We start from the raw sequence: 21697 nt of genomic DNA, 5'->3' as shown, positions 1-21697 counted from the left end.
ACTCATCCAGCAAGTTGGCCGCTTGATTGCATATGCTTGTATGTACAAGTAAAGACGTATGCGTATGAGTCGATCGAGACTCCCCGCAGCGTCCACTGATTCGCTTGTGTCGCTTTGACGCGCACAGGCTGGCTTGCCCCCCGCCAGGGTTGGTTTGAATTGATCGCTGAGGAGTCTTTTTCGTGACTGACAATACCCAGAAACCTACCAAGTACCGCAACGTAGAAATCCGTGCCGCTCGTGGTAACAAGCTGACCGCCAAAAGCTGGCTGACCGAAGCGCCGCTGCGCATGTTGATGAACAACCTCGACCCGGAAGTCGCCGAGAACCCTAAAGAACTGGTGGTTTACGGTGGTATCGGCCGTGCGGCACGTAACTGGGAATGCTACGACAAGATCGTCGAAAGCCTGACCAACCTGAATGACGACGAGACCCTGCTGGTGCAATCCGGCAAGCCGGTCGGCGTGTTCAAGACCCACAGCAATGCCCCGCGCGTACTGATCGCCAACTCCAACCTGGTGCCACACTGGGCGAGCTGGGAACACTTCAACGAACTGGACGCCAAAGGCTTGGCCATGTACGGCCAGATGACTGCCGGCAGCTGGATCTACATCGGCAGCCAGGGCATCGTTCAAGGCACTTACGAAACCTTCGTCGAAGCCGGTCGCCAACATTACAACGATGACCTGAAAGGTCGTTGGGTCCTGACCGCAGGCCTCGGCGGCATGGGCGGCGCTCAGCCTCTGGCCGCGACCCTGGCCGGCGCTTGCTCGCTGAACATCGAATGCCAACAAGTCAGCATCGATTTCCGTTTGAACAGCCGTTACGTCGATGAGCAAGCCACTGACCTCGACGACGCACTGGCCCGTATCGCCAAATACACCAAGGAAGGCAAAGCGATTTCCATCGCCCTGCTCGGCAACGCCGCCGAAATCCTTCCAGAACTGGTCAAGCGCGGCGTGCGCCCGGACATGGTCACCGACCAGACCAGCGCCCACGACCCGCTCAACGGTTACCTGCCAGCCGGCTGGACCTGGGAAGAGTACCGCGCTCGCGCCAAGACCGAGCCTGCTGCCGTGGTCAAAGCCGCCAAGCAATCGATGGCCGTGCACGTTAAAGCGATGCTCGAATTCCAGAAGATGGGCATTCCGACCTTCGACTACGGCAACAACATCCGTCAGATGGCCCAAGAAGAAGGCGTCGAGAACGCATTCGACTTCCCAGGTTTCGTACCGGCTTACATCCGTCCGCTGTTCTGCCGCGGTATCGGTCCGTTCCGTTGGGCTGCACTGTCGGGCAACGCCGAAGACATCTACAAAACCGACGCCAAGGTCAAAGAACTGATCCCTGACGACGCCCACCTGCACAACTGGCTGGACATGGCGCGCGAGCGCATCAGCTTCCAGGGTCTGCCGGCACGTATCTGCTGGGTTGGCCTGGGCCTGCGTGCCAAGCTCGGTCTGGCGTTCAACGAAATGGTTCGCAGCGGTGAATTGTCCGCGCCAATCGTGATCGGTCGCGACCACCTGGACTCCGGTTCGGTAGCCAGCCCGAACCGCGAAACCGAATCCATGCAAGACGGTTCCGATGCCGTGTCCGACTGGCCACTGCTCAACGCTCTGCTCAACACCGCGAGCGGCGCGACCTGGGTTTCCCTGCACCACGGCGGCGGCGTCGGCATGGGCTTCTCCCAGCACTCGGGCATGGTGATTGTCTGCGACGGTACTGACGAAGCGGCCGAGCGTATCGCTCGCGTCCTGCACAACGACCCGGCTACCGGTGTTATGCGTCACGCCGATGCGGGTTACCAGATCGCGATCGACTGCGCCAAGGAACAGGGGCTGAACCTGCCGATGATTACCGGCAAATAAAATGCAAAACCTGTAGGAGCGAGCCTGCTCGCGATGAGGGCGGCACATTCAGCACTTTTGCTGACTGACACACCGCTATCGCGAGCAGGCTCACTCCTACAAGAGCCAACAACAAGAACAATACCCATAACAATCCATAGAGGTTGAATCATGGCTGTTAACAGTGATCGTGCAGGCAGTAAACCGTTGATCGAGAAACGTTCGATCGACTACATCCCGGAAGCGGAGAGACACGGTCGTCTGTTGAGCCAGTTCACCCTGTGGATGGGTGCCAACCTGCAAATCACCGCGATTGTCACCGGGGCCCTGGCCGTGGTGTTGGGCGGTGACGTGTTTTGGTCGTTGATCGGTCTGCTGATCGGTCAACTGCTCGGCGGTGGCGTCATGGCGCTGCATGCGGCGCAAGGGCCCAAGCTCGGCCTGCCGCAGATGATCTCCAGCCGGGTACAGTTCGGCGTGTATGGCGCGGCCATCCCGATCGTGCTGGTTTGTCTGATGTACCTCGGTTTCACCGCAACGGGAACCGTGCTGTCCGGCCAGGCGCTGGGCCAGTTGTTCGGGGTCAGCGACACCGTCGGTATCCTCCTTTTCGCCAGTGTCATCGTGCTGGTCACGGTGCTCGGTTATAGGGTGATCCATTGGATAGGCCGTGTTGCCAGCGTCATTGGCGTGATTGCCTTTGTTTATCTGTTCAGCCGTCTGATCAGTCAGGTTGACGTGGGTGCACTTCTGCAAATCCGTCACTTCAGCTGGAGCAGCTTCCTGCTTGCGGTGTCGCTCGCGGCGTCCTGGCAGATCGCTTTCGGCCCTTATGTGGCGGACTATTCTCGCTACCTGCCGAGCAAGATTTCCTCGGTGAAAACCTTTTTTGCCGCAGGCGCAGGTTCGGTCATTGGCGCCCAGGTGGCGATGGTCCTTGGCGTGTTTGCTGCCGCTTCGGCCAACGGGCAATTCGCCGGTCATGAAGTGGCCTACATCGTGGGTCTGGGTGGAACCGGTGCAACCGCTGCGCTGCTGTACTTCAGCATCGCGTTCGGCAAGGTCACCATCTCCACGCTCAACTCCTACGGCAGCTTCATGTGCATTGCGACCATCATCAGCGGCTTCCGTGGCGAACTGAAGGTCTCGCGCTTGCAGCGTCTGGTCTTCGTACTGGTCATCGTCGGTGCGGCGACCCTGATGGCGTTGCTCGGTCAGCACTCGTTCCTCGGTGCGTTCAAGTCCTTCATCCTGTTCTTGCTGGCGTTCTTTACGCCATGGAGCGCGATCAACCTGGTGGACTACTACTGCATCACCCGCGAGCGCTATGACGTACCGGCGCTGGCCGATCCGAATGGTCGCTACGGCCGTTGGAACGCCCTCGGTATCAGCGTCTATGTGTTCGGTGTGCTGGTGCAGTTGCCGTTCATCTCCACCAAGTTCTATACCGGTCCGCTGGTAGCGGCCCTGGGTGATGTGGATATTTCCTGGATCATCGGTCTGGTGATTCCCGCAGCCCTGTACTACGTGAGCGCAAAAAAATGGCACGGCTCCGTACCTGATCACCTGATTCTGCCAGTCGAGCAGGACAGCGATGCAGCACCTATAACAAGCGGGGCCGGTCGCGCTGCGGCGCAGGCCTGATTGGACGTGGACAGGGCTGGATGCCTCTTGACTGCCGTAAGCCAACTTATGATTAGGAGCGTCACTACAATGAAATCGAACAAGACCCTGCTGACCACATTGCTTTCCATGGGCCTGCTGGCCAGCGCCGGCGCCACTCAGGCGGCGGGTTGGTGCGAGTCGGGCAAACCGGTGAAATTTGCCGGCCTGAACTGGGAAAGCGCCATGCTGCTGACCGACGTGCTGCAAGTCGTGTTGGAGAAAGGCTACGACTGCAAGACCGACAGCCTGCCGGGCAACTCCATCACCATGGAAAACGCCCTGAGCAGCAACGATATTCAAATCTTCGCCGAAGAGTGGGTCGGTCGTAGCGAAGTCTGGAACAAGGCCGAGAAGGCCGGCAAGGTTGTCGGTGTCGGCGCTCCGGTCGTGGGCGCTGTCGAAGGCTGGTACGTGCCACGTTACGTGATCGAAGGCGACGCCAAGCGCAAGCTGGAAGCCAAGGCGCCGGACCTGAAAAACATTGCTGACCTGGGCAAGTATTCCGCCGTGTTCAAGGACGCCGAAGAACCCTCCAAGGGCCGTTTCTACAACTGCCCGGCTGGCTGGACCTGTGAACTCGACAACAGCGAAATGCTGAAAAGCTACGGTCTGGAAAGCACCTACACCAACTTCCGTCCGGGCACCGGCCCGGCGCTGGATGCCGCGGTGCTGTCGAGCTACAAGCGTGGCGAGCCGATCCTGTTCTACTACTGGTCGCCAACCCCGTTGATGGGCCAGGTCGACCTGGTGAAACTCGATGAGAAACCAGGCGTGAACAAGCAAGTGACCATCAAGGTCGGCCTGTCCAAGACCTTCCACGAGCAAGCCCCGGAACTGGTGGCTGTGCTGGAAAAGGTCAACCTGCCAATCGACCTGCTCAACCAGAACCTCGGGCGCATGGCCAAAGAGCGGATCGAGTCACCAAAACTGGCCAAGATCTTCTTGAAGGAACATCCTGAAGTCTGGCACGCATGGGTGAGCGACGACGCAGCCAAGAAAATCGACGCGGCCTTGTAGGTTGAGCCTCTCCGGCTGCCCTGAGCGGCAGTCGGACGCTTGATCGCAACCCCTTGATTGAGAGTCTCTTATGTTTCCCGAAAGCTTTACCTTTTCCATCGCCGACTGGGTCAACAGTTGGGTCGATTCACTGGTCACCAACTACGGCGATGTGTTCCGCAGCATCTCCGACACCCTGTTGTGGGCCATCGTCAATCTTGAAGGGCTGCTGCGTGCGGCGCCCTGGTGGCTGATGCTGGCGATCGTGGCGGGCGTTGCCTGGCACGCGACCCGCAAAGTCGTGACCACCGCCGTGATCGTTGGCTTGTTGTTCCTGGTGGGTGCAGTCGGCCTCTGGGACAAGCTGATGCAGACCCTGGCGCTGATGATGGTGGCGACCATCATTTCGGTGATGATCGGCATTCCTCTGGGCATTCTTTCGGCACGCAGCAATCGCCTGCGTTCGATCCTGATGCCGCTGCTGGACATCATGCAGACCATGCCGAGTTTCGTGTACCTGATCCCGGTGCTGATGTTGTTCGGCCTGGGCAAGGTCCCGGCGATTTTCGCCACCGTGATCTACGCCGCACCACCGCTGATCCGCCTGACTGACCTGGGTATTCGCCAGGTCGACGGCGAAGTGATGGAAGCGATCAACGCCTTCGGTGCCAACCGTTGGCAGCAACTGTTTGGCGTGCAACTTCCGCTGGCCCTGCCGAGCATCATGGCCGGGATTAACCAGACCACCATGATGGCCCTGTCGATGGTGGTAATCGCCTCGATGATCGGCGCTCGTGGTCTTGGCGAAGACGTGTTGGTGGGGATTCAGACCCTCAACGTCGGACGTGGTCTTGAGGCCGGTCTGGCGATCGTGATTCTGGCAGTGGTTATCGACCGTATTACTCAGGCGTATGGTCGGGCACGGCATGAGGTGAGCAAATGAACAACGAAGCCATCAGCAAGATCGAAGTCAAAAACGTCTTCAAGATTTTCGGCAACCGTTCCAAGGATGCGCTGGCCATGATTGGCCAGGGAAAAACCAAGGATCAGGTGCTGGCCGAAACCGGCTGTGTGGTCGGCGTGAACGACTTGTCGTTGAGCATCGGCACCGGCGAGATCTTTGTGATCATGGGCCTGTCGGGTTCCGGCAAGTCGACGCTGGTGCGCCACTTCAATCGTCTGATCGACCCGACCAGCGGCGCGATCCTGGTGGACGGCGTGGACATCCTGCAATACGACATGGAAGCCCTGCGCGAATTTCGCCGGCACAAGATCAGCATGGTGTTCCAGAGCTTTGGCCTGCTGCCGCACAAGACCGTGGTGGATAACGTCGCCTACGGCTTGAAAGTGCGTGGCGAGACCAAGCAAATGTGCTCCGAGCGTGCGCTGCACTGGATCAACACCGTGGGCCTCAAGGGCTACGAAAACAAGTACCCGCATCAGCTCTCGGGCGGCATGCGTCAGCGTGTGGGCCTGGCCCGCGCCTTGGCGGCAGACACCGACATCATCCTGATGGACGAAGCCTTCAGTGCCCTCGACCCGCTGATTCGCGCGGAAATGCAGGACCAGTTGCTGGAACTGCAAAAGACCCTGCACAAGACCATCGTCTTCATCACCCACGACCTCGACGAGGCCGTGCGCATCGGCAACCGCATTGCGATTCTCAAGGATGGCCGCCTGATTCAGGTCGGCACGCCAAGAGAGATCCTGCATTCGCCGGCGGATGAGTATGTGGACCGGTTCGTACAGCGTCGGGCTGCGGTGGTTTGACAGTGAATGATGGCGAGATTGCTTTTGTGGCGAGGGAGCTTGCTCCCGTTCGAGCGCGAAGCGGTCGCAGATTTTTTGGGACTGCTTCGCAGCCCAGCGGGAGCAAGCCCCCTCGCCACAGGTGTCATGCGTTCAAGAATTTTGTATGAGGTCAAAGATGTCCCAGGCTGAAAAAATCGTTATCGCCGACGCCCCGTTGCGTTGGCAGGATGTGGTCGCCGTAGCCCGTCATGGCGCACAGCTTGAGCTGTCGCCACAGGTCTGGGCACGGATCGAAAATGCCCAGGCGATCGTCCAGCGCATCGTCGTCAGCGGCGAGCGCGCCTATGGCGTCAACACCGGCCTCGGCGCGCTGTGCAATGTCTCGCTCAAAGACGAACAGCTCAGCCAGCTGTCGCGCAACACCCTGCTCAGTCACGCCTGTGGCGTTGGCGCGCCACTGGCCGACGAACAGACCCGTGCAATCATCTGCGCCGCTATTCGCAACTACAGCCATGGCAAATCCGGCATTCATCGCCGGGTCGTCGAAGGTCTTCTGGCGCTGCTCAATCGTGGCATCACCCCGCAAGTGCCGTCCCAAGGCTCGGTGGGTTACCTGACCCACATGGCCCACGTCAGCATCGCGCTGCTGGGTGTCGGCAATGTCAGCTATCGCGGGCAGATCGTTTCCGCACAGCAAGCCCTGGCCGAAGAAGGCCTGCAACCGGTTCAGCTGGGCGCCAAAGATGGCCTGTGCCTGGTCAACGGCACGCCGTGCATGACCGGCCTCAGTTGCCTGGCAATCGCCGACGCCACGCGTCTGCTGCAGTGGGCCGATGTTATCGGTGCCATGAGTTTCGAAGCCCAGCGCGGCCAGATCGCCGCGTTCGATGCCGAGATCATTGCCCTCAAGCCACACCCGGGCATGCAGCAAGTCGGCATCAACCTGCGGGCGCTGCTCGATGGCAGTGAAGTGATCGCCAGCAGCAAAGGCATTCGTACTCAGGATGCGTTGAGCATTCGCTCGATCCCGCAGGTTCACGGCGCCGCTCGCGATCAGCTTGAGCACGCGAAAAAGCAGATCGAAACCGAACTCAACTCCGTCACCGACAACCCGATGCTGCTGGGCACGCCGGACAACTTCCGCGTCATGTCCCAGGCCAACCCGCACGGTCAATCCGTAGCCTTGGCGGCGGATTTACTGGCCATCGCCATGGCGGAAATCGGCTCCATTGCCGAGCGTCGCCTGGACCGTTTGATCAACCCGCACGTCAGCGGTTTGCCGGCATTCCTGGTGGCCAATCCGGGGGTGAACTCCGGAATGATGATCGTCCAGTACGTCGCCGCTTCCCTGTGTGCGGAAAACCGTCAGTTGGCGCAACCGGCGGTACTCGACAACTACGTCACTTCGGGTCTGCAGGAAGACCACCTGAGCCTGGGCACCAACGCCGCGCTGAAGCTGCATCGCGCATTGGAAAACTGCACGCAGATCCTTGCCATCGAGTACCTGCTGGCGTCTCAGGCGTTTGAATTCTTGAAAGAGCAACGCTTCGGCGCCGGCACTGATGCTGCCTGGCGTCTGCTGCGCGAGCGAGTTCCGGCCTACGACCAGGACCGCTGGCTGGCACCGGACATCGCCAGTGCCGCCGCCGTTTTGAAAGACCCGATTTTGCTGCACAAAGCGTTACCGAACCTGAACTGATTTCCACCACACCAGCGTGCCAAGGCGCGGCTCCCCAGAAGGCGAGACGCGACGGACAACGGATATCTCCGGAGCGTCTGGTGAGTTAATGACAAACTCTCAAAAGGAGCACGAAATGACTGCGTTAAACCTTATTCCCGGCCAACTGAGCCTTGCCCAACTGCGTGATGTTTACCAGCAACCGGTCAAAATCACCCTCGACAACAGTGCCTCGGCCCAGATCGAAGCCAGCGTTGCCTGCGTGGAACAGATCCTCGCCGAGAACCGCACCGCTTACGGCATCAACACCGGTTTCGGCCTGCTGGCGTCGACCCGTATCGCCAGCGAAGACCTGGAAAACCTGCAGCGTTCGCTGGTGCTGTCCCACGCCGCCGGTGTCGGCGAGCCGATCAGCGACGCCCTGGTTCGCTTGGTCATGGTGCTCAAGGTCAACAGCCTGAGCCGTGGCTTCTCCGGCATTCGTCGCAAGGTCATCGACGCGCTGATCGCCCTGATCAACGCCGAGGTTTACCCGCACATCCCATTGAAAGGTTCGGTCGGTGCCTCCGGTGACCTGGCGCCTTTGGCCCATATGTCGCTGGTGCTGCTGGGCGAAGGTAAAGCTCGCTACAAAGGCGAGTGGATGGAAGCAACCGAAGCGCTGAAAGTCGCCGGTCTGACTCCATTGACCCTGGCCGCGAAAGAAGGTCTGGCGCTGCTCAACGGTACTCAGGTGTCCACCGCTTACGCGTTGCGTGGTCTGTTCGAAGGTGAAGACCTGTTCGCTGGCGCTGTGGCGCTGGGCGCACTGACCGTTGAAGCCGTGCTGGGCTCGCGCTCGCCGTTCGACGCACGTATCCATGCCGCTCGTGGCCAGAAAGGCCAGATCGACGCCGCTGCCGCTTACCGCGATCTGCTGGGCGAGCGCAGTGAAGTGTCCGACTCCCACGAAAACTGCGAAAAAGTGCAGGACCCGTACTCCCTGCGCTGCCAGCCACAAGTCATGGGCGCTTGCCTGACCCAGTTCCGTCAGGCCGCCGAAGTACTCGCCATCGAAGCCAACGCCGTTTCGGACAACCCACTGGTATTCGCCGCTGAAGGCGACGTGATCTCCGGCGGTAACTTCCACGCCGAACCGGTCGCCATGGCCGCCGACAACATGGCGCTGGCCATCGCCGAAATCGGCTCCCTGAGCGAACGTCGTATCTCGCTGATGATGGACAAGCACATGTCGCAACTGCCGCCGTTCCTGGTGGCCAATGGCGGCGTGAACTCCGGCTTCATGATTGCCCAGGTAACCGCAGCGGCACTGGCCAGCGAGAACAAGGCGTTGTCTCATCCGCACTCGGTGGACAGCCTGCCGACTTCCGCGAACCAGGAAGACCACGTTTCCATGGCCCCGGCTGCCGGCAAGCGCCTGTGGGAAATGGCCGAAAACACGCGCGGCGTCCTCGCGGTGGAATGGTTGGCGGCAGCTCAGGGCCTCGACCTGCGTGAAGGTCTGAAAACCTCGGCCAAACTGGAAAAGGTCCGGGCGATTTTGCGGGCTGACGTGCCGTTTTATGAGAAGGACCGTTTCTTTGCGCCGGACATCAATGCGGCCAGCAAGTTGTTGGCCACGCGTTGCCTGAATGAGCTGGTTACGGCGAAGTTGTTGCCTAGCCTGTAATGGCCTTTTCGCGAGCAGGCTCGCTTCCACATTGGAATGCACTGAACCTGTGGGAGCGAGCCTGCTCGCGATTCGATTCAACGTCGAATAAGAATAATTAAGGACGAGCAATGCAACAGTCAGAAAAGGGTTTGAAACGCGGGCTCTCTGCCCGACATATTCGCTTCATGGCACTGGGGTCGGCGATCGGCACCGGGCTGTTTTACGGTTCTGCTTCGGCCATCCAAATGGCCGGTCCTGCGGTCCTGCTCGCTTACCTGATCGGTGGCGCGGCGGTGTTCATGGTCATGCGCGCCCTCGGTGAGATGGCGGTGCACAACCCCGTGGCCGGCTCTTTCGGCCACTACGCCAGCACCTACCTTGGGCCGATGGCGGGCTTCATCCTCGGTTGGACCTATGCGTTTGAAATGGTCATCGTCGGCATGGCCGACGTCACCGCATTTGGTATTTACATGGGCTTCTGGTTTCCGGAAGTCGCCCGCTGGATCTGGGTGCTGGGCATCGTTTCGGTGGTCGGCGGCTTGAACCTGTGCAACGTCAAAGTCTTCGGTGAAATGGAATTCTGGCTGTCGCTGCTCAAGGTCGCGGCCATCGTCGCGATGATCCTCGGTGGCTTCGGCATCATGCTGTTCGGCATCAGCACGGCGCCCGGCGCCCAGGCGACCGACATCAGCAATCTCTGGAGCCATGGCGGCTTCATGCCTAACGGCGTGGGCGGTTTGATCGCTTCGTTCGCGGTAGTGATGTTTGCGTTTGGCGGCATTGAAATCATCGGCGTGACCGCCGGTGAAGCCAAAGACCCGCAGCGCGTACTGCCCAGGGCGATCAATGCCGTACCGTTGCGTATCCTGCTGTTCTACGTGCTGACGATGTTCGTGCTGATGTCGATTTTTCCATGGCAGCAGATCGGCAGCCAAGGCAGCCCATTCGTGCAGATTTTCGACAATCTTGGGATCAGCTCGGCGGCGACCATTCTCAATATCGTGGTGATCTCGGCGGCAGTGTCGGCGATCAACAGTGACATCTTCGGCGCTGGCCGCATGATGTACGGTCTGGCCCAGCAAGGGCATGCGCCTAAAGGCTTCGCCCGCTTGTCGCGCAACGGCGTGCCATGGATGACTGTGGTGGTCATGAGCGTAGCGCTGCTACTGGGCGTGCTGCTGAACTACCTGATTCCGGAAAACGTGTTCCTGTTGATCGCCTCTATCGCCACCTTTGCGACGGTGTGGGTCTGGTTGATGATTCTGTTCACCCAAGTGGCCATGCGTCGCTCCATGACTGCCGAGCAGGTCGCGCAACTTAAATTCCCGGTGCCGTTCTGGCCCTATGCGCCGATGGCGGCGATTGCCTTCATGCTGTTCATCTTTGGTGTGCTGGGCTATTTCCCGGACACCCAGGCGGCTCTGATTGTCGGCGTGGTCTGGATTGTATTGCTGGTGCTGGCCTACCTGACGTGGGTGAAACCGGCGGCAGGGAAGGCAGTACCGGTGGAGCGGGAACCCTCTTTTTCTCATCGATAACCTAACGGAGGCCACGGATGAAAACTCTCTGGCAACACTGCCACGTCGCAACCATGGCGCTAGGCGCCTACTCGATCATCGAGGATGCGGCCATCGTGACGTCAGGAGCGCACATTGAGTGGATCGGCCCACGCGCTGAACTGCCGTCGGGCGAGTACCCGGCAGTCAATGATCTTAACGGGGCCTGGGTGACGCCGGGCCTGATCGACTGCCACACCCACACGGTGTTCGGCGGTAACCGCAGCGGTGAATTCGAACAGCGTCTGCAAGGCGTCAGCTATGCGGAAATCGCGGCGGCTGGCGGTGGCATCGCCAGCACTGTGCGCGCCACTCGCGCGGCCACTGAAGATGAACTGTTCGCCAGCGCCGCCAAGCGTCTGAAGAGCCTGACGCGCGATGGTGTGACCACGGTCGAAATGAAATCGGGCTACGGCCTGGACCTGGCCAGCGAACGCAAAATCCTGCGGGTCATCCGCCGTCTCGGCGCCGAACTGCCGGTCAGCGTGCGCAGCACCTGCCTGGCGGCTCACGCCTTGCCGCCGGAATACGCGGGCCGTGCCGACGACTACATCGATCACATCTGCGCCGAGATGCTCCCGGCCCTGGCCGCCGAAGGGCTGGTGGATGCAGTGGACGCGTTCTGCGAATACCTGGCGTTTTCGCCGGCGCAGGTCGAGCGGGTGTTCATCGCCGCGCAGAAACTCGGCTTGCCGGTGAAGCTGCACGCCGAACAGTTGTCGTCGTTGCATGGTTCGAGTCTGGCTGCGCGTTACCACGCACTGTCGGCCGATCACCTGGAATTCATGACCGAAGACGACGCCATCGCCATGGCCAAGTCCGGTACCGTCGCAGTGTTGCTGCCGGGCGCCTTTTACTTCCTGCGGGAAACCCAATTGCCGCCGATGGAAGCGTTGCGCAAACACGGCGTGAAAATCGCCATCGCCACCGACCTCAACCCAGGCACCTCACCAGGGCTGTCGTTGCGTTTGATGCTGAACATGGCGTGCACCTGTTTCCGTATGACCCCGGAAGAAGCGCTGGCGGGTGCAACGATTCATGCCGCCACGGCGCTGGGCATGGCTGAAACCCACGGTTCGCTGGAAGTCGGCAAGTGTGCAGATTTCGTCGCCTGGCAAATCGATCGTCCGGCCGACCTGTCGTACTGGCTGGGCGGTGACCTGGAAAAACGCGTCGTGCGTCACGGCGTTGAAGTGAGCATTTAGGAGAACAGTTGTGGATAAGGTTCTGAACTTCAAACAAGGCCGCGTGCCACTGCTGATCAGCATGCCCCACGCCGGCCTGCGCCTGACCCCGACGGTCGAAGCCGGGTTGATCCCCGACGCGAAAAGCCTGCCGGACACTGACTGGCATATCCCGCAGCTCTATGAATTTGCTGCCGAGCTGGGCGCCAGCACTTTGGCCGCCGAGTACTCGCGTTTTGTCATCGACCTGAATCGACCGTCTGACGACAAGCCTTTGTATGTCGGCGCGACCACCGGCCTGTACCCGGCGACGCTGTTCGACGGTATTCCGTTGTTCCGCGAAGGGCATGAGCCGTCAGCGGCGGAACGCGCGACTTACCTGGAGCAGATCTGGACGCCGTACCACAGCACTTTGCAGAACGAGCTGGCGCGACTGAAAGCCGAGTTCGGCTATGCGCTGCTGTTTGATGCGCACTCGATCCGCTCGATCATCCCGCACCTGTTTGACGGCAAGCTGCCGGACTTCAACCTCGGCACCTTCAACGGCGCCAGTTGCGATCCACAGTTGGCCACTCAGCTGGAAGCCATCTGCGCGCGCCACGGCGATTACAGCCATGTGCTGAACGGTCGCTTCAAGGGCGGCCACATCACCCGGCATTACGGCAATCCGGCCGAGAACATCCATGCCGTGCAACTGGAGTTGGGCCAGTGCACGTACATGGAAGAGTTCGAGCCGTTCCGTTATCGCCCGGACCTGGCGGCGCCGACGCAGGTGGTGCTCAAGGAATTGCTGCAAGGGCTGCTGGCCTGGGGCGAGAAGCACTACAACGCATAACCCTTGTGGGAGCGAGCCTGCTCGCGAAGACGCTGGATCAGGCGACATTAATGTCGACTGACACTCCCTCTTCGCGAGCAGGCTCGCTCCTACAGGTAAAGTACTTCGTTACCAAGTCGCCACCGTGCAAAACACGGTCGCCACAGTTCGCTTTTACCCTCTCGACGCTGCGTAATGTTCCGGGCACGGTGCACAAAGACACCGGCCCCACAATAATCCGCTGCCGCACGAGATCCTCCCAATGAAAAGACTGTTTACCCGCTGTCTCTCAATACTCTGCGGCACTGCTCTGCTGAGCACCAGCGTCCTGGCCAGTGACGACGCTTCCTGCAAGGCCGTGCGCATGGGCGTGGTCAACTGGACCGACGTGATCGCCACCAGTGGCATGGCCGACGTGCTACTCAACGGCCTCGGCTACGAAAGCAAGCAAACCAGCGCCGTGCAGCAAATCATCTTCGCCGGCATCCGCGACAAGCGCCTCGACATCTTCCTCGGTTACTGGAAACCGGCGATGGACAAAAACATCGCGCCGTTTGTGGCCGCCAATCAGGTGAAGGTGATGGACAAACCGAGCCTGGCCGACGCCCAGGCAACCCTCGCCGTACCTGAGTATGTCGCCGAAGCGGGTCTGAAAACCTTCGCCGATATCGCCAAATTCAAGGATCAACTCGGCGGCAAGATCTACGGCATCGAGCCGGGTAGCGGCGCCAACACCACCATCAAAACCATGATCGAGACCAATCAATTTGGCTTGAAGGATTTCAAACTGATCGAGTCGGGCGAAGCCGGCATGCTTGCCGCCGTTCAGCGGGCGGTGAATCGCAAGGAATTCGTGGTGTTCGTCGGCTGGACCCCGCACCCGATGAACATCAACATGAAGATCGCCTACCTGACCGGCAGCGAAGACGTTTACGGCCCGAACGAAGGCGCCGCCACCGTCTCCACCGTGACTGCCCCGGATTACGCCCAGCGCTGCCCGAACGTAAACCGCCTGCTGGAAAACCTGACCTTCACCGCCGCCCAGGAAAGCCAGTTGATGGTGCCGATCATGGAGCGCAAGACGCCGCAGGACGTTGCCAAACAATGGCTGCGTGATCATCCCGAGGATCTGCAACGCTGGCTCGCCGGTGTCACCAGTTTTGATGGCAAGGATGGCGTGGCGACCGTTCAGACCCGTTTGAAACTTTGATGAACGCCTATCCGTTATCCGAGCAGATGACGGCTTTCGTCGAGAAAACCGTCAGCTTCAACAGCACCGACAGCAGCCTCGGTGGTTTGCGCCAGGCTTATAGCGATATGTGCCGGGCGTTCACCCCGTCGCGTCCCGCCGGGCTTTACGTGGTCGATTTTGAATTGGCCGGCGTGCCGGTGCGGTCTTATCAACCGACGGTTTCGTCACCGACCGGCGGTTGCCCGTGCATCGTGTATCTGCACGGCGGCGGTTGGGTGGTGGGGGATCTGGACTCCCACGACTTCATCTGCGCCGAACTGGCGTCGACCCTCGGTGTGCTGGTGATCGCCGTCGATTATCGGTTGGCGCCGGAACATCCGTTTCCGGCGGCGTTCGAGGACTGCCTGGGTGTCTGGCGCGCGCTACGGACCGGGCCATTCCGGCTCGATCCTGAGCGAACGCTGGTGGCCGGGGACAGCGCCGGTGGCAACCTTGCGGCGGCGTTGTGCCTGGCATTGCGCGATGCGGGCGAGCCATTGCCGGCCGCGCAGGTGCTGATTTATCCGGGGCTGGGCGGTGATCACCGATTGCCGTCGCGCAGCGAATGCGTCGATGCTCCCTTGCTCACCAGCAGCGACGTGGATTGTTATCACGCCCTGTACTTGCGCGGTACTGGACAGCCAAGTGCCTATGCAATGCCGTTGCTCGCCGAGGATTTCAGCAGGTTGCCGCCGACCTTGATCGCCGTGGCGCAATTCGATCCGCTGCGCGATGACGGCATGCTCTACAGCGAGCGACTGAACGCCGCAGGCGTGGCCGCGACGCTCTATTACGGGGAGGGGTTGGTTCACGGCTGTTTGCGGGCTCGGGGGCAGGTCGCCGAGGTCGACACACTCTATGAAACGCTGCTCGGCTATTTGTCTGAAAAAACGGGCTGAAAAACTCTGGCTCTGCAAGGCATGCTCATTGGCGTAATTCGGGTTTATGATGCCGGACGGCAGAATAATAGAAGTCCCCCCAGGGATGACCTCGACCCCTTACGGAGCGCGCAATGCAGACTTTGTACCCGCAGATCAAACCCCACGCCCGGCACGATCTGGCCGTCGATGAAACCCACACGCTGTATGTCGACGAAAGCGGTTCGCCGGAAGGTTTGCCGGTTGTATTCATCCACGGCGGCCCCGGCGCCGGGTGTGATGCCCAGAGCCGTCGGTATTTCGACCCGAACCTGTATCGCATTGTGACCTTCGACCAGCGCGGTTGCGGTCGTTCCACGCCTCACGCCAGCCTGGAAAACAACACCACTTGGGATCTGGTCGCCGACCTTGAGCGAATTCGCCAGCACCTTGGCATCGATAAATGGGTGCTGTTCGGCGGTTCGTGGGGCTCGACCCTGGCACTTGCCTACGCGCAAACCCACCCGGAGCGTGTGCACGGTCTGATTCTGCGCGGGATTTTTCTTTGCCGTCCGCAGGAAATCGAGTGGTTCTACCAGTGTGGCGCCAGTCGTCTGTTCCCCGATTACTGGCAGGACTACATCGCGCCGATCCCGCTGGACGAGCGCGAAGACTTGCTCTCGGCTTTCCACAAGCGCCTGGTCGGCAACGATCAGATTGCCCAGATGCACGCGGCCAAGGCCTGGTCGACTTGGGAAGGCCGGACGGCCACCCTGCGCCCGAACCCGATGGTGGTGGATCGTTTCTCCGAGCCACAGCGTGCGTTGTCCATCGCCCGCATCGAATGTCACTACTTCACCAACAATGCGTTCCTGGAGCCCAACCAGCTGATCCGCGACATGGGCAAGATCGCCCATTTGCCTGGCGTGATCGTCCACGGTCGCTACGACGTGATCTGCCCGCTGGATAACGCCTGGGAACTGCATCAGAACTGGCCGAACAGTGAATTGCAGGTGATCCGTGACGCCGGCCATGCCGCCTCCGAACCTGGCATTACCGACGCACTGGTTCGCGCCGCTAATCTGATGGCCCGTCGTTTGCTCGACCTGGCCCCTGAAGAAGCATGAAGGGCCTGCTGCAACGCGTGCGTGGCGCGCGAGTCGAGGTAGCGGGGGAGGTGGTTGGCGCCGTTGATCAGGGTTTGCTGGTGCTGGTGGCGGTCGAGCCCGAGGATACTCGGGCCAGCGCCGACAAACTTCTGCAGAAGCTGCTTAACTATCGTGTGTTCAGTGACGCCGAGGGCAAGATGAATCTGTCCCTGGCGGATGTAGGCGGTGGGTTGCTGCTGGTCTCACAGTTCACCCTGGCCGCCGATACCAAGAGCGGGTTGCGCCCGAGTTTTTCGACCGCGGCCCCTCCGGCCCTGGGCGAGGAACTTTTCGACTATCTATTAGGCAAAGCGAAACAGGTGCATGGCACTGTGGCATCAGGTAGATTCGGCGCGGATATGCAGGTGCACCTGGTCAACGACGGCCCGGTAACCTTCCTGTTACAGACCTGAAAGCGCTTGAAACATGTTTTTAAGGGCATTTCGACTGAAAACAGGCGTTTTTCGCGATAAATACTTTGTTACCCCTGATGCGTTGTAACGCGGCCTACTAGATAATCGCGCGCTACGGGGATCAGCGTTCGTTGGTCCATTTTGACTTAGGTAGAGACTTGTCCTGAACCTCTTGGGGAATCATTTAGCCCCATAGGAGTCGGAACAATGCTCGCCAACTTGGCAAGAGTGGTCGGTAGGGTCGGTTTTTTCATGCCGCGCACCCCACAGGCACTTTAACTGGCCGTTGGTTTTTTGATCTGTTTTCGGCGAGGGTTGCTCGTGATTGTTAGTCCCTGTAATGCACCAAAATTGTCTGCCAAACGGTTACGAAGCGCTCTGGTAGCGGGCTCTGCACTGCTCTGCCTGCTCAGCGCCGGTCAGCTTTGGGCATTCAATCTGGATGATGTATCGGTCAAGGCAAAAGAGCTGGCGGGGCAGAAATACGAAGCTCCGCGCAGTAACCTGCCGAACGAGTTCCGCGAGATGAAATTTGCGGACTATCAAAAAATTCGCTTCCTGACCGAAAAAGCCGAGTGGGCCGATCAGAAAACCCCGTTCAAGCTGTCGTTCTATCACCAGGGTATGCATTTCGATACACCGGTGAAAATCAACGAAATCACAGCTAACACCGTCGAAGAAATCAAATACGACCCAAGTCGTTTCGATTTCGGCGACGTGAAGTTTGATCCTAAAGCCACCGAACAACTGGGTTATGCCGGTTTCCGTGTGCTGTACCCGATCAACAAGGCTGACAAGCAAGACGAAATCATGACCATGCTCGGCGCGAGTTATTTCCGCGTTGTCGGCAAGGGTCACACCTATGGCTTGTCCGCTCGCGGCATGGCCATCGATACCGCGTTGCCGTCCGGCGAAGAATTCCCGCGTTTCACCGAGTTCTGGATTGAACAGCCGAAACCGGGTGACAAGCAACTGGTGATCTTCGCCCTGCTGGATTCGCCACGCGCTACCGGTGCCTATCGCCTGACCCTGCGTCCGGGCAGCGACACCATTGTCGACGTCAAGGCCAAGATGTTCCTGCGTGACAAGGTCACCAAGCTTGGCGTTGCGCCGCTGACCAGCATGTTCCTGTTCGGCGCCAATCAGCCGTCGAAAGTGCTGAACTACCGTCGTGAACTGCACGATTCCAGCGGTCTGTCGATCCATGCCGGCAATGGCGAGTGGATCTGGCGCCCACTGAACAATCCGAAACACCTGGCGGTGAGCAACTTCTCGATCGAGAACCCGCGCGGTTTCGGCCTGCTGCAACGTGGCCGCGACTTCAGCCACTACGAAGACCTCGACGACCGCTACGACAAGCGCCCAAGCGCCTGGATCGAACCAAAAGGCGATTGGGGCAAAGGCTCCGTCGATCTGGTAGAGATTCCGACTGCCGACGAAACCAACGACAATATCGTTGCGTTCTGGAGTCCGGAAAAGCTGCCCGAGCCTGGCCAGCCGCTGGACGTCGCTTACCGCTTGCACTGGACCATCGACGAAGCCGCGCTTCACGCACCGGACAGCGCCTGGGTTCAACAGACCCTGCGTTCCACGGGTGACGTGAAACAGTCCAACCTGATCCGTCAGCCGGACGGCAGCGTTGCATATCTGGTGGACTTCGAAGGCCCGTCCCTCGCGGCATTGCCGGATGATACGGACGTTCGTAGCCAGGTCAGCGTTGGCGAGAATGCCGAGCTGGTCGAGAACAGCGTACGTTACAACCCTGAAACCAAGGGCTGGCGCCTGACGCTGCGGATGAAAATCAAGGATCCGGGCAAGCCTACCGAGATGCGTGCTGCACTGGTCAAGAACATCGTGACTGCCGACCTGGCCAAAGCATCGTCTCCAGCCTCCAACTCTTCCGTCGCCAAGGCTGACAAGATTGCCGCTCGGCAGCAGGAGAAGCTGGACAAGGAAGCCAAGGAAGCGAAGGAAACCAAGCAAACTGAGGCCAAGCAGGTTGAAACCAAACAGGTCGAAGCCAAGCCAGCCGCAGTTTCCAAGGACAAGGACAACAAAGACGCCAAGCAGCCTGTTGCTGCCGAAGCGGCCCCAGCCACACCGGAATCGGCACCGACTGAAGAAGTCCTGACCGAGACCTGGAGCTACCAGTTGCCTGCCGATGAGTAATTCTCAAGTACAGCCAGAGACTCTTGCCGAGTATCTGGCGCATCTACCGATGACCGACGAGCAGCGCGCGGAACTCGCGGGCTGCAAGTCTTTCAGCGAATTGCATGAGCGCCTGTCGTCCTCGACGTTCGACGCGCCGACCGAGGCTGCTCAAGCTTCGGTGGGTCGTCGCCTGACCCTGAACACCGCCGAAGAGCTGGCCGACGCTGAAATGCTGGTGCTCGACGCCAGCGGCCGGGTCTGCCTGCGGGCAACCCCGCCGATTCGTCGGACCAAAGTCGTGCCGGAGCCATGGCGCACCAACATTCTGGTGCGTGGCTGGCGTCGTCTGACCGGTCGCACCAATCCGCCGGCCCCGCCGAAGGATGAGCGTGTGCTGCCGGCTGCTCGCTGGCGCACCGTCGGTTCGATCCGCCGCTACATTCTGCTGGTGCTGATGCTCGGCCAGACCATCGTCGCCGGCTGGTACATGAAAGGCATCATGCCGTACCAGGGCTGGTCGTTTGTCGACCTGAACGAAGTGCTGCATCAACCGCTGTCGCAAACCGCTACGCAAGTGCTGCCGTATGCACTGCAAACCAGCATCCTGATCTTGTTCGGGATTCTGTTCTGCTGGGTGTCGGCGGGTTTCTGGACGGCACTGATGGGCTTCCTCGAGTTGCTCACCGGTCACGACAAATACCGCATTTCCGGTAAAAGCGCCGGTAACGAGCCGATCCCTACGGACGCTCGCACCGCACTGGTAATGCCGATCTGCAACGAAGACGTGCCACGGGTGTTTGCCGGTTTGCGGGCGACCTTCGAGTCGGTTGCGGCCACGGGTAACCTGGATCGCTTCGACTTCTTTGTCCTCAGCGACAGTAACGACGCCGATATCTGCGTCGCCGAGCAACAAGCCTGGCTGGACGTCTGCCGTGAAGCCAAGGGCTTCGGCAAGATCTTCTATCGTCGCCGTCGCCGTCGCGTCAAGCGTAAAAGCGGTAACCTCGACGACTTCTGCCGTCGTTGGGGCGGTGACTACAAGTACATGGTCGTGCTCGACGCGGACTCCGTGATGAGCGGCGATTGCCTGACCAGTCTGGTGCGCTTGATGGAAGCCACCCCGGACGCCGGGATCATCCAGACCGCGCCGCGCGCTTCGGGCATGGACACGTTGTATGCACGCATGCAGCAGTTCGCCACCCGCGTGTACGGTCCGCTGTTCACCGCCGGTCTGCACTTCTGGCAGTTGGGCGAATCCCACTACTGGGGCCACAACGCGATCATCCGCATGAAGCCCTTCATCGAGCACTGCGCCCTGGCGCCGTTGCCCGGTAAAGGCGCATTTGCCGGTGCAATTCTGTCCCACGACTTCGTTGAAGCTGCGCTGATGCGCCGTGCCGGCTGGGGCGTGTGGATTGCCTACGACTTGCCGGGCAGCTACGAAGAATTGCCGCCGAACCTGCTGGACGAACTCAAGCGTGACCGTCGCTGGTGTCACGGTAACCTGATGAACTTCCGGCTGTTCCTGGTAAAAGGCATGCACCCGGTACACCGTGCGGTGTTCCTGACGGGCGTGATGTCTTACCTGTCGGCGCCGTTGTGGTTCTTCTTCCTTGTGCTGTCGACGGCGCTGCTGGCGGTCAACACGTTGATGGAGCCGCAGTACTTCCTTGAGCCACGCCAGCTGTATCCGTTGTGGCCACAATGGCACCCGGACAAGGCGATCGCGCTGTTCTCGACCACCGTCGTGCTGCTGTTCCTGCCGAAGTTGTTGAGCATCATCCTGATCTGGGCCAAGGGCGCGAAAGAGTTCGGTGGCAAGTTCAAGGTAACCCTGTCGATGCTGCTGGAGATGCTGTTCTCCATGCTGCTGGCGCCGGTGCGGATGATTTTCCACACCCGCTTCGTGCTCGCCGCGTTCCTCGGCTGGGCCGCGACCTGGAACTCGCCGCAACGTGACGACGACTCCACGCCATGGAGCGAAGCGGTCAAACGCCACGGTCCGCAAACCTTGCTGGGCTTCTTCTGGGCCCTGTTGGTGATCTGGCTGAACCCGAGCTTCCTCTGGTGGCTGGTGCCGATCGTCGGTTCGTTGATGCTGTCGATTCCGGTGTCGGTGATCTCCAGTCGAGTGGGCCTGGGCCTCAAGTCCCGTGACGAGAGCCTGTTCCTGATCCCTGAGGAATACAATCCGCCACAGGCGCTGCTGGCGACCGACCAGTACACCCACGAAAACCGTTGGCATGCGCTGAACGACGGCTTCGTCCGGGCCGTGGTCGATCCACAGCAGAACGCTTTGGCGTGCTCGCTGGCGACTTCACGCCACCGTGAGGCCGAGCCGATCGAATGGCTGCGGATCGAACGGGTGCGTCATGCGCTGAAAGTAGGGCCTGAGGGCCTGGACAACAATGAGCGCGTGCAACTGCTCAGTGACCCGGTAGCACTGGGTCGTCTGCATGAGCAGATCTGGAACGAAGGTCACCCCGAGTGGCTGGAGGCGTGGCGTAAATCGGTGAAAGCCGATCCCCATGCGCCGCTGTTGCCGCTCAAGCCGTTGAGTGCGCAGCCTCAGTTGGCCTGATAAAAAACCCCGCTAAATTAGCGGGGTTTTTGTTTGTGGTGGGGCATGAGTTGGGATCAACCTTCAGATCCACCCCTCACCCTAGCCCTCCCGAAACGTCGGACCGCCCCAGAGGGTAGAGGGGACTGACAGAGGTGTTCTTTAGAGCTACATCGACCTGAACTATCGGG

Annotated in this window: 16 protein-coding genes; all 16 read left to right on the top strand. The window is 60.1% G+C overall.

Annotation, left to right across the window (positions count from 1 at the left end):
* Positions 1-182 precede the first annotated feature (182 nt).
* Positions 183-1871, top strand: coding sequence for a urocanate hydratase (gene hutU / locus ABH912_RS18550; RefSeq protein WP_033055312.1), 1689 nt, complete (start codon positions 183-185; stop codon positions 1869-1871).
* Positions 1872-2021: 150 nt separating this feature from the next.
* The gene (locus ABH912_RS18545) at positions 2022-3494 is read left to right on the top strand and encodes a purine-cytosine permease family protein (RefSeq protein WP_429511335.1); all 1473 of its coding nucleotides are present in this window, start codon (positions 2022-2024) and stop codon (positions 3492-3494) included.
* 69 nt (positions 3495-3563) lie between these two features.
* Positions 3564-4532 carry an ABC transporter substrate-binding protein gene (locus ABH912_RS18540; RefSeq protein WP_033055314.1) on the top strand — a complete coding sequence of 323 codons (969 nt, stop codon included), beginning with the start codon at positions 3564-3566 and terminating at the stop codon, positions 4530-4532.
* Positions 4533-4602: 70 nt separating this feature from the next.
* Positions 4603-5454 carry an ABC transporter permease gene (locus ABH912_RS18535; RefSeq protein ID WP_033055315.1) on the top strand — a complete coding sequence of 284 codons (852 nt, stop codon included), beginning with the start codon at positions 4603-4605 and terminating at the stop codon, positions 5452-5454.
* The gene (locus tag ABH912_RS18530) at positions 5451-6281 is read left to right on the top strand and encodes a quaternary amine ABC transporter ATP-binding protein (RefSeq protein ID WP_052962672.1); all 831 of its coding nucleotides are present in this window, start codon (positions 5451-5453) and stop codon (positions 6279-6281) included. The genes ABH912_RS18535 and ABH912_RS18530 overlap by 4 nt, the downstream gene beginning before the upstream one ends.
* Before the next feature lie 157 nt (positions 6282-6438).
* Entirely contained in the window at positions 6439-7962 is a 1524-nt protein-coding gene (gene hutH, locus ABH912_RS18525) for a histidine ammonia-lyase (protein ID WP_429511334.1), read from the top strand.
* A gap of 115 nt (positions 7963-8077) precedes the next feature.
* A complete protein-coding gene (gene hutH / locus ABH912_RS18520; RefSeq protein ID WP_429511333.1) occupies positions 8078-9610 on the top strand; it encodes a histidine ammonia-lyase in 1533 nt (510 codons plus the stop codon).
* A gap of 110 nt (positions 9611-9720) precedes the next feature.
* Positions 9721-11130 carry an amino acid permease gene (locus ABH912_RS18515; protein WP_429511332.1) on the top strand — a complete coding sequence of 470 codons (1410 nt, stop codon included), beginning with the start codon at positions 9721-9723 and terminating at the stop codon, positions 11128-11130.
* 17 nt (positions 11131-11147) lie between these two features.
* Entirely contained in the window at positions 11148-12353 is a 1206-nt protein-coding gene (gene hutI, locus ABH912_RS18510; protein ID WP_429511331.1) for an imidazolonepropionase, read from the top strand.
* Between the two features lie 10 nt (positions 12354-12363).
* Entirely contained in the window at positions 12364-13167 is an 804-nt protein-coding gene (gene hutG, locus ABH912_RS18505) for an N-formylglutamate deformylase (protein WP_429511330.1), read from the top strand.
* 241 nt (positions 13168-13408) lie between these two features.
* The gene (locus ABH912_RS18500) at positions 13409-14356 is read left to right on the top strand and encodes a choline ABC transporter substrate-binding protein (protein WP_429511329.1); all 948 of its coding nucleotides are present in this window, start codon (positions 13409-13411) and stop codon (positions 14354-14356) included.
* On the top strand, positions 14356-15276 hold the full coding sequence (locus ABH912_RS18495) for an alpha/beta hydrolase (RefSeq protein ID WP_429511328.1): 921 nt from the start codon (positions 14356-14358) through the stop codon (positions 15274-15276). Before ABH912_RS18500 ends, ABH912_RS18495 begins: the two co-directional genes overlap by 1 nt.
* Before the next feature lie 113 nt (positions 15277-15389).
* A complete protein-coding gene (pip, locus tag ABH912_RS18490) occupies positions 15390-16361 on the top strand; it encodes a prolyl aminopeptidase (RefSeq protein ID WP_033055323.1) in 972 nt (323 codons plus the stop codon).
* Entirely contained in the window at positions 16358-16795 is a 438-nt protein-coding gene (gene dtd / locus ABH912_RS18485) for a D-aminoacyl-tRNA deacylase (protein WP_008149496.1), read from the top strand. The genes pip and dtd overlap by 4 nt, the downstream gene beginning before the upstream one ends.
* A 321-nt stretch (positions 16796-17116) precedes the next feature.
* On the top strand, positions 17117-18964 hold the full coding sequence (locus tag ABH912_RS18480) for a glucan biosynthesis protein G (RefSeq protein WP_429511327.1): 1848 nt from the start codon (positions 17117-17119) through the stop codon (positions 18962-18964).
* Complete coding sequence (gene mdoH / locus ABH912_RS18475) at positions 18957-21527, top strand: glucans biosynthesis glucosyltransferase MdoH (RefSeq protein ID WP_033055327.1); 2571 nt, start codon at positions 18957-18959, stop codon at positions 21525-21527. Before ABH912_RS18480 ends, mdoH begins: the two co-directional genes overlap by 8 nt.
* Positions 21528-21697: the final 170 nt, after the last annotated feature.

It is taken from the genome of Pseudomonas sp. BT76 TE3572 (genome assembly GCF_050435365.1).
Lineage (GTDB): Bacteria > Pseudomonadota > Gammaproteobacteria > Pseudomonadales > Pseudomonadaceae > Aquipseudomonas > Aquipseudomonas fluorescens_W.
This window is presented reverse-complemented; position numbering and strand designations above follow the sequence as displayed.

Excerpts from the sequence above, each read along its gene's own strand:
- ABH912_RS18545 (WP_429511335.1), top strand. The coding sequence starts at position 2,022 with ATGGCTGTTAACAGTGATCGTGCAGGCAGTAAACCGTTGATCGAGAAA.
- ABH912_RS18540 (WP_033055314.1), top strand. The coding sequence starts at position 3,564 with ATGAAATCGAACAAGACCCTGCTGACCACATTGCTTTCCATGGGCCTG.
- ABH912_RS18535 (WP_033055315.1), top strand. The coding sequence starts at position 4,603 with ATGTTTCCCGAAAGCTTTACCTTTTCCATCGCCGACTGGGTCAACAGT.
- ABH912_RS18530 (WP_052962672.1), top strand. The coding sequence starts at position 5,451 with ATGAACAACGAAGCCATCAGCAAGATCGAAGTCAAAAACGTCTTCAAG.
- hutH (WP_429511334.1), top strand. The coding sequence starts at position 6,439 with ATGTCCCAGGCTGAAAAAATCGTTATCGCCGACGCCCCGTTGCGTTGG.
- hutH (WP_429511333.1), top strand. The coding sequence starts at position 8,078 with ATGACTGCGTTAAACCTTATTCCCGGCCAACTGAGCCTTGCCCAACTG.
- ABH912_RS18515 (WP_429511332.1), top strand. The coding sequence starts at position 9,721 with ATGCAACAGTCAGAAAAGGGTTTGAAACGCGGGCTCTCTGCCCGACAT.
- hutI (WP_429511331.1), top strand. The coding sequence starts at position 11,148 with ATGAAAACTCTCTGGCAACACTGCCACGTCGCAACCATGGCGCTAGGC.
- ABH912_RS18500 (WP_429511329.1), top strand. The coding sequence starts at position 13,409 with ATGAAAAGACTGTTTACCCGCTGTCTCTCAATACTCTGCGGCACTGCT.
- ABH912_RS18495 (WP_429511328.1), top strand. The coding sequence starts at position 14,356 with ATGAACGCCTATCCGTTATCCGAGCAGATGACGGCTTTCGTCGAGAAA.
- pip (WP_033055323.1), top strand. The coding sequence starts at position 15,390 with ATGCAGACTTTGTACCCGCAGATCAAACCCCACGCCCGGCACGATCTG.
- dtd (WP_008149496.1), top strand. The coding sequence starts at position 16,358 with ATGAAGGGCCTGCTGCAACGCGTGCGTGGCGCGCGAGTCGAGGTAGCG.
- mdoH (WP_033055327.1), top strand. The coding sequence starts at position 18,957 with ATGAGTAATTCTCAAGTACAGCCAGAGACTCTTGCCGAGTATCTGGCG.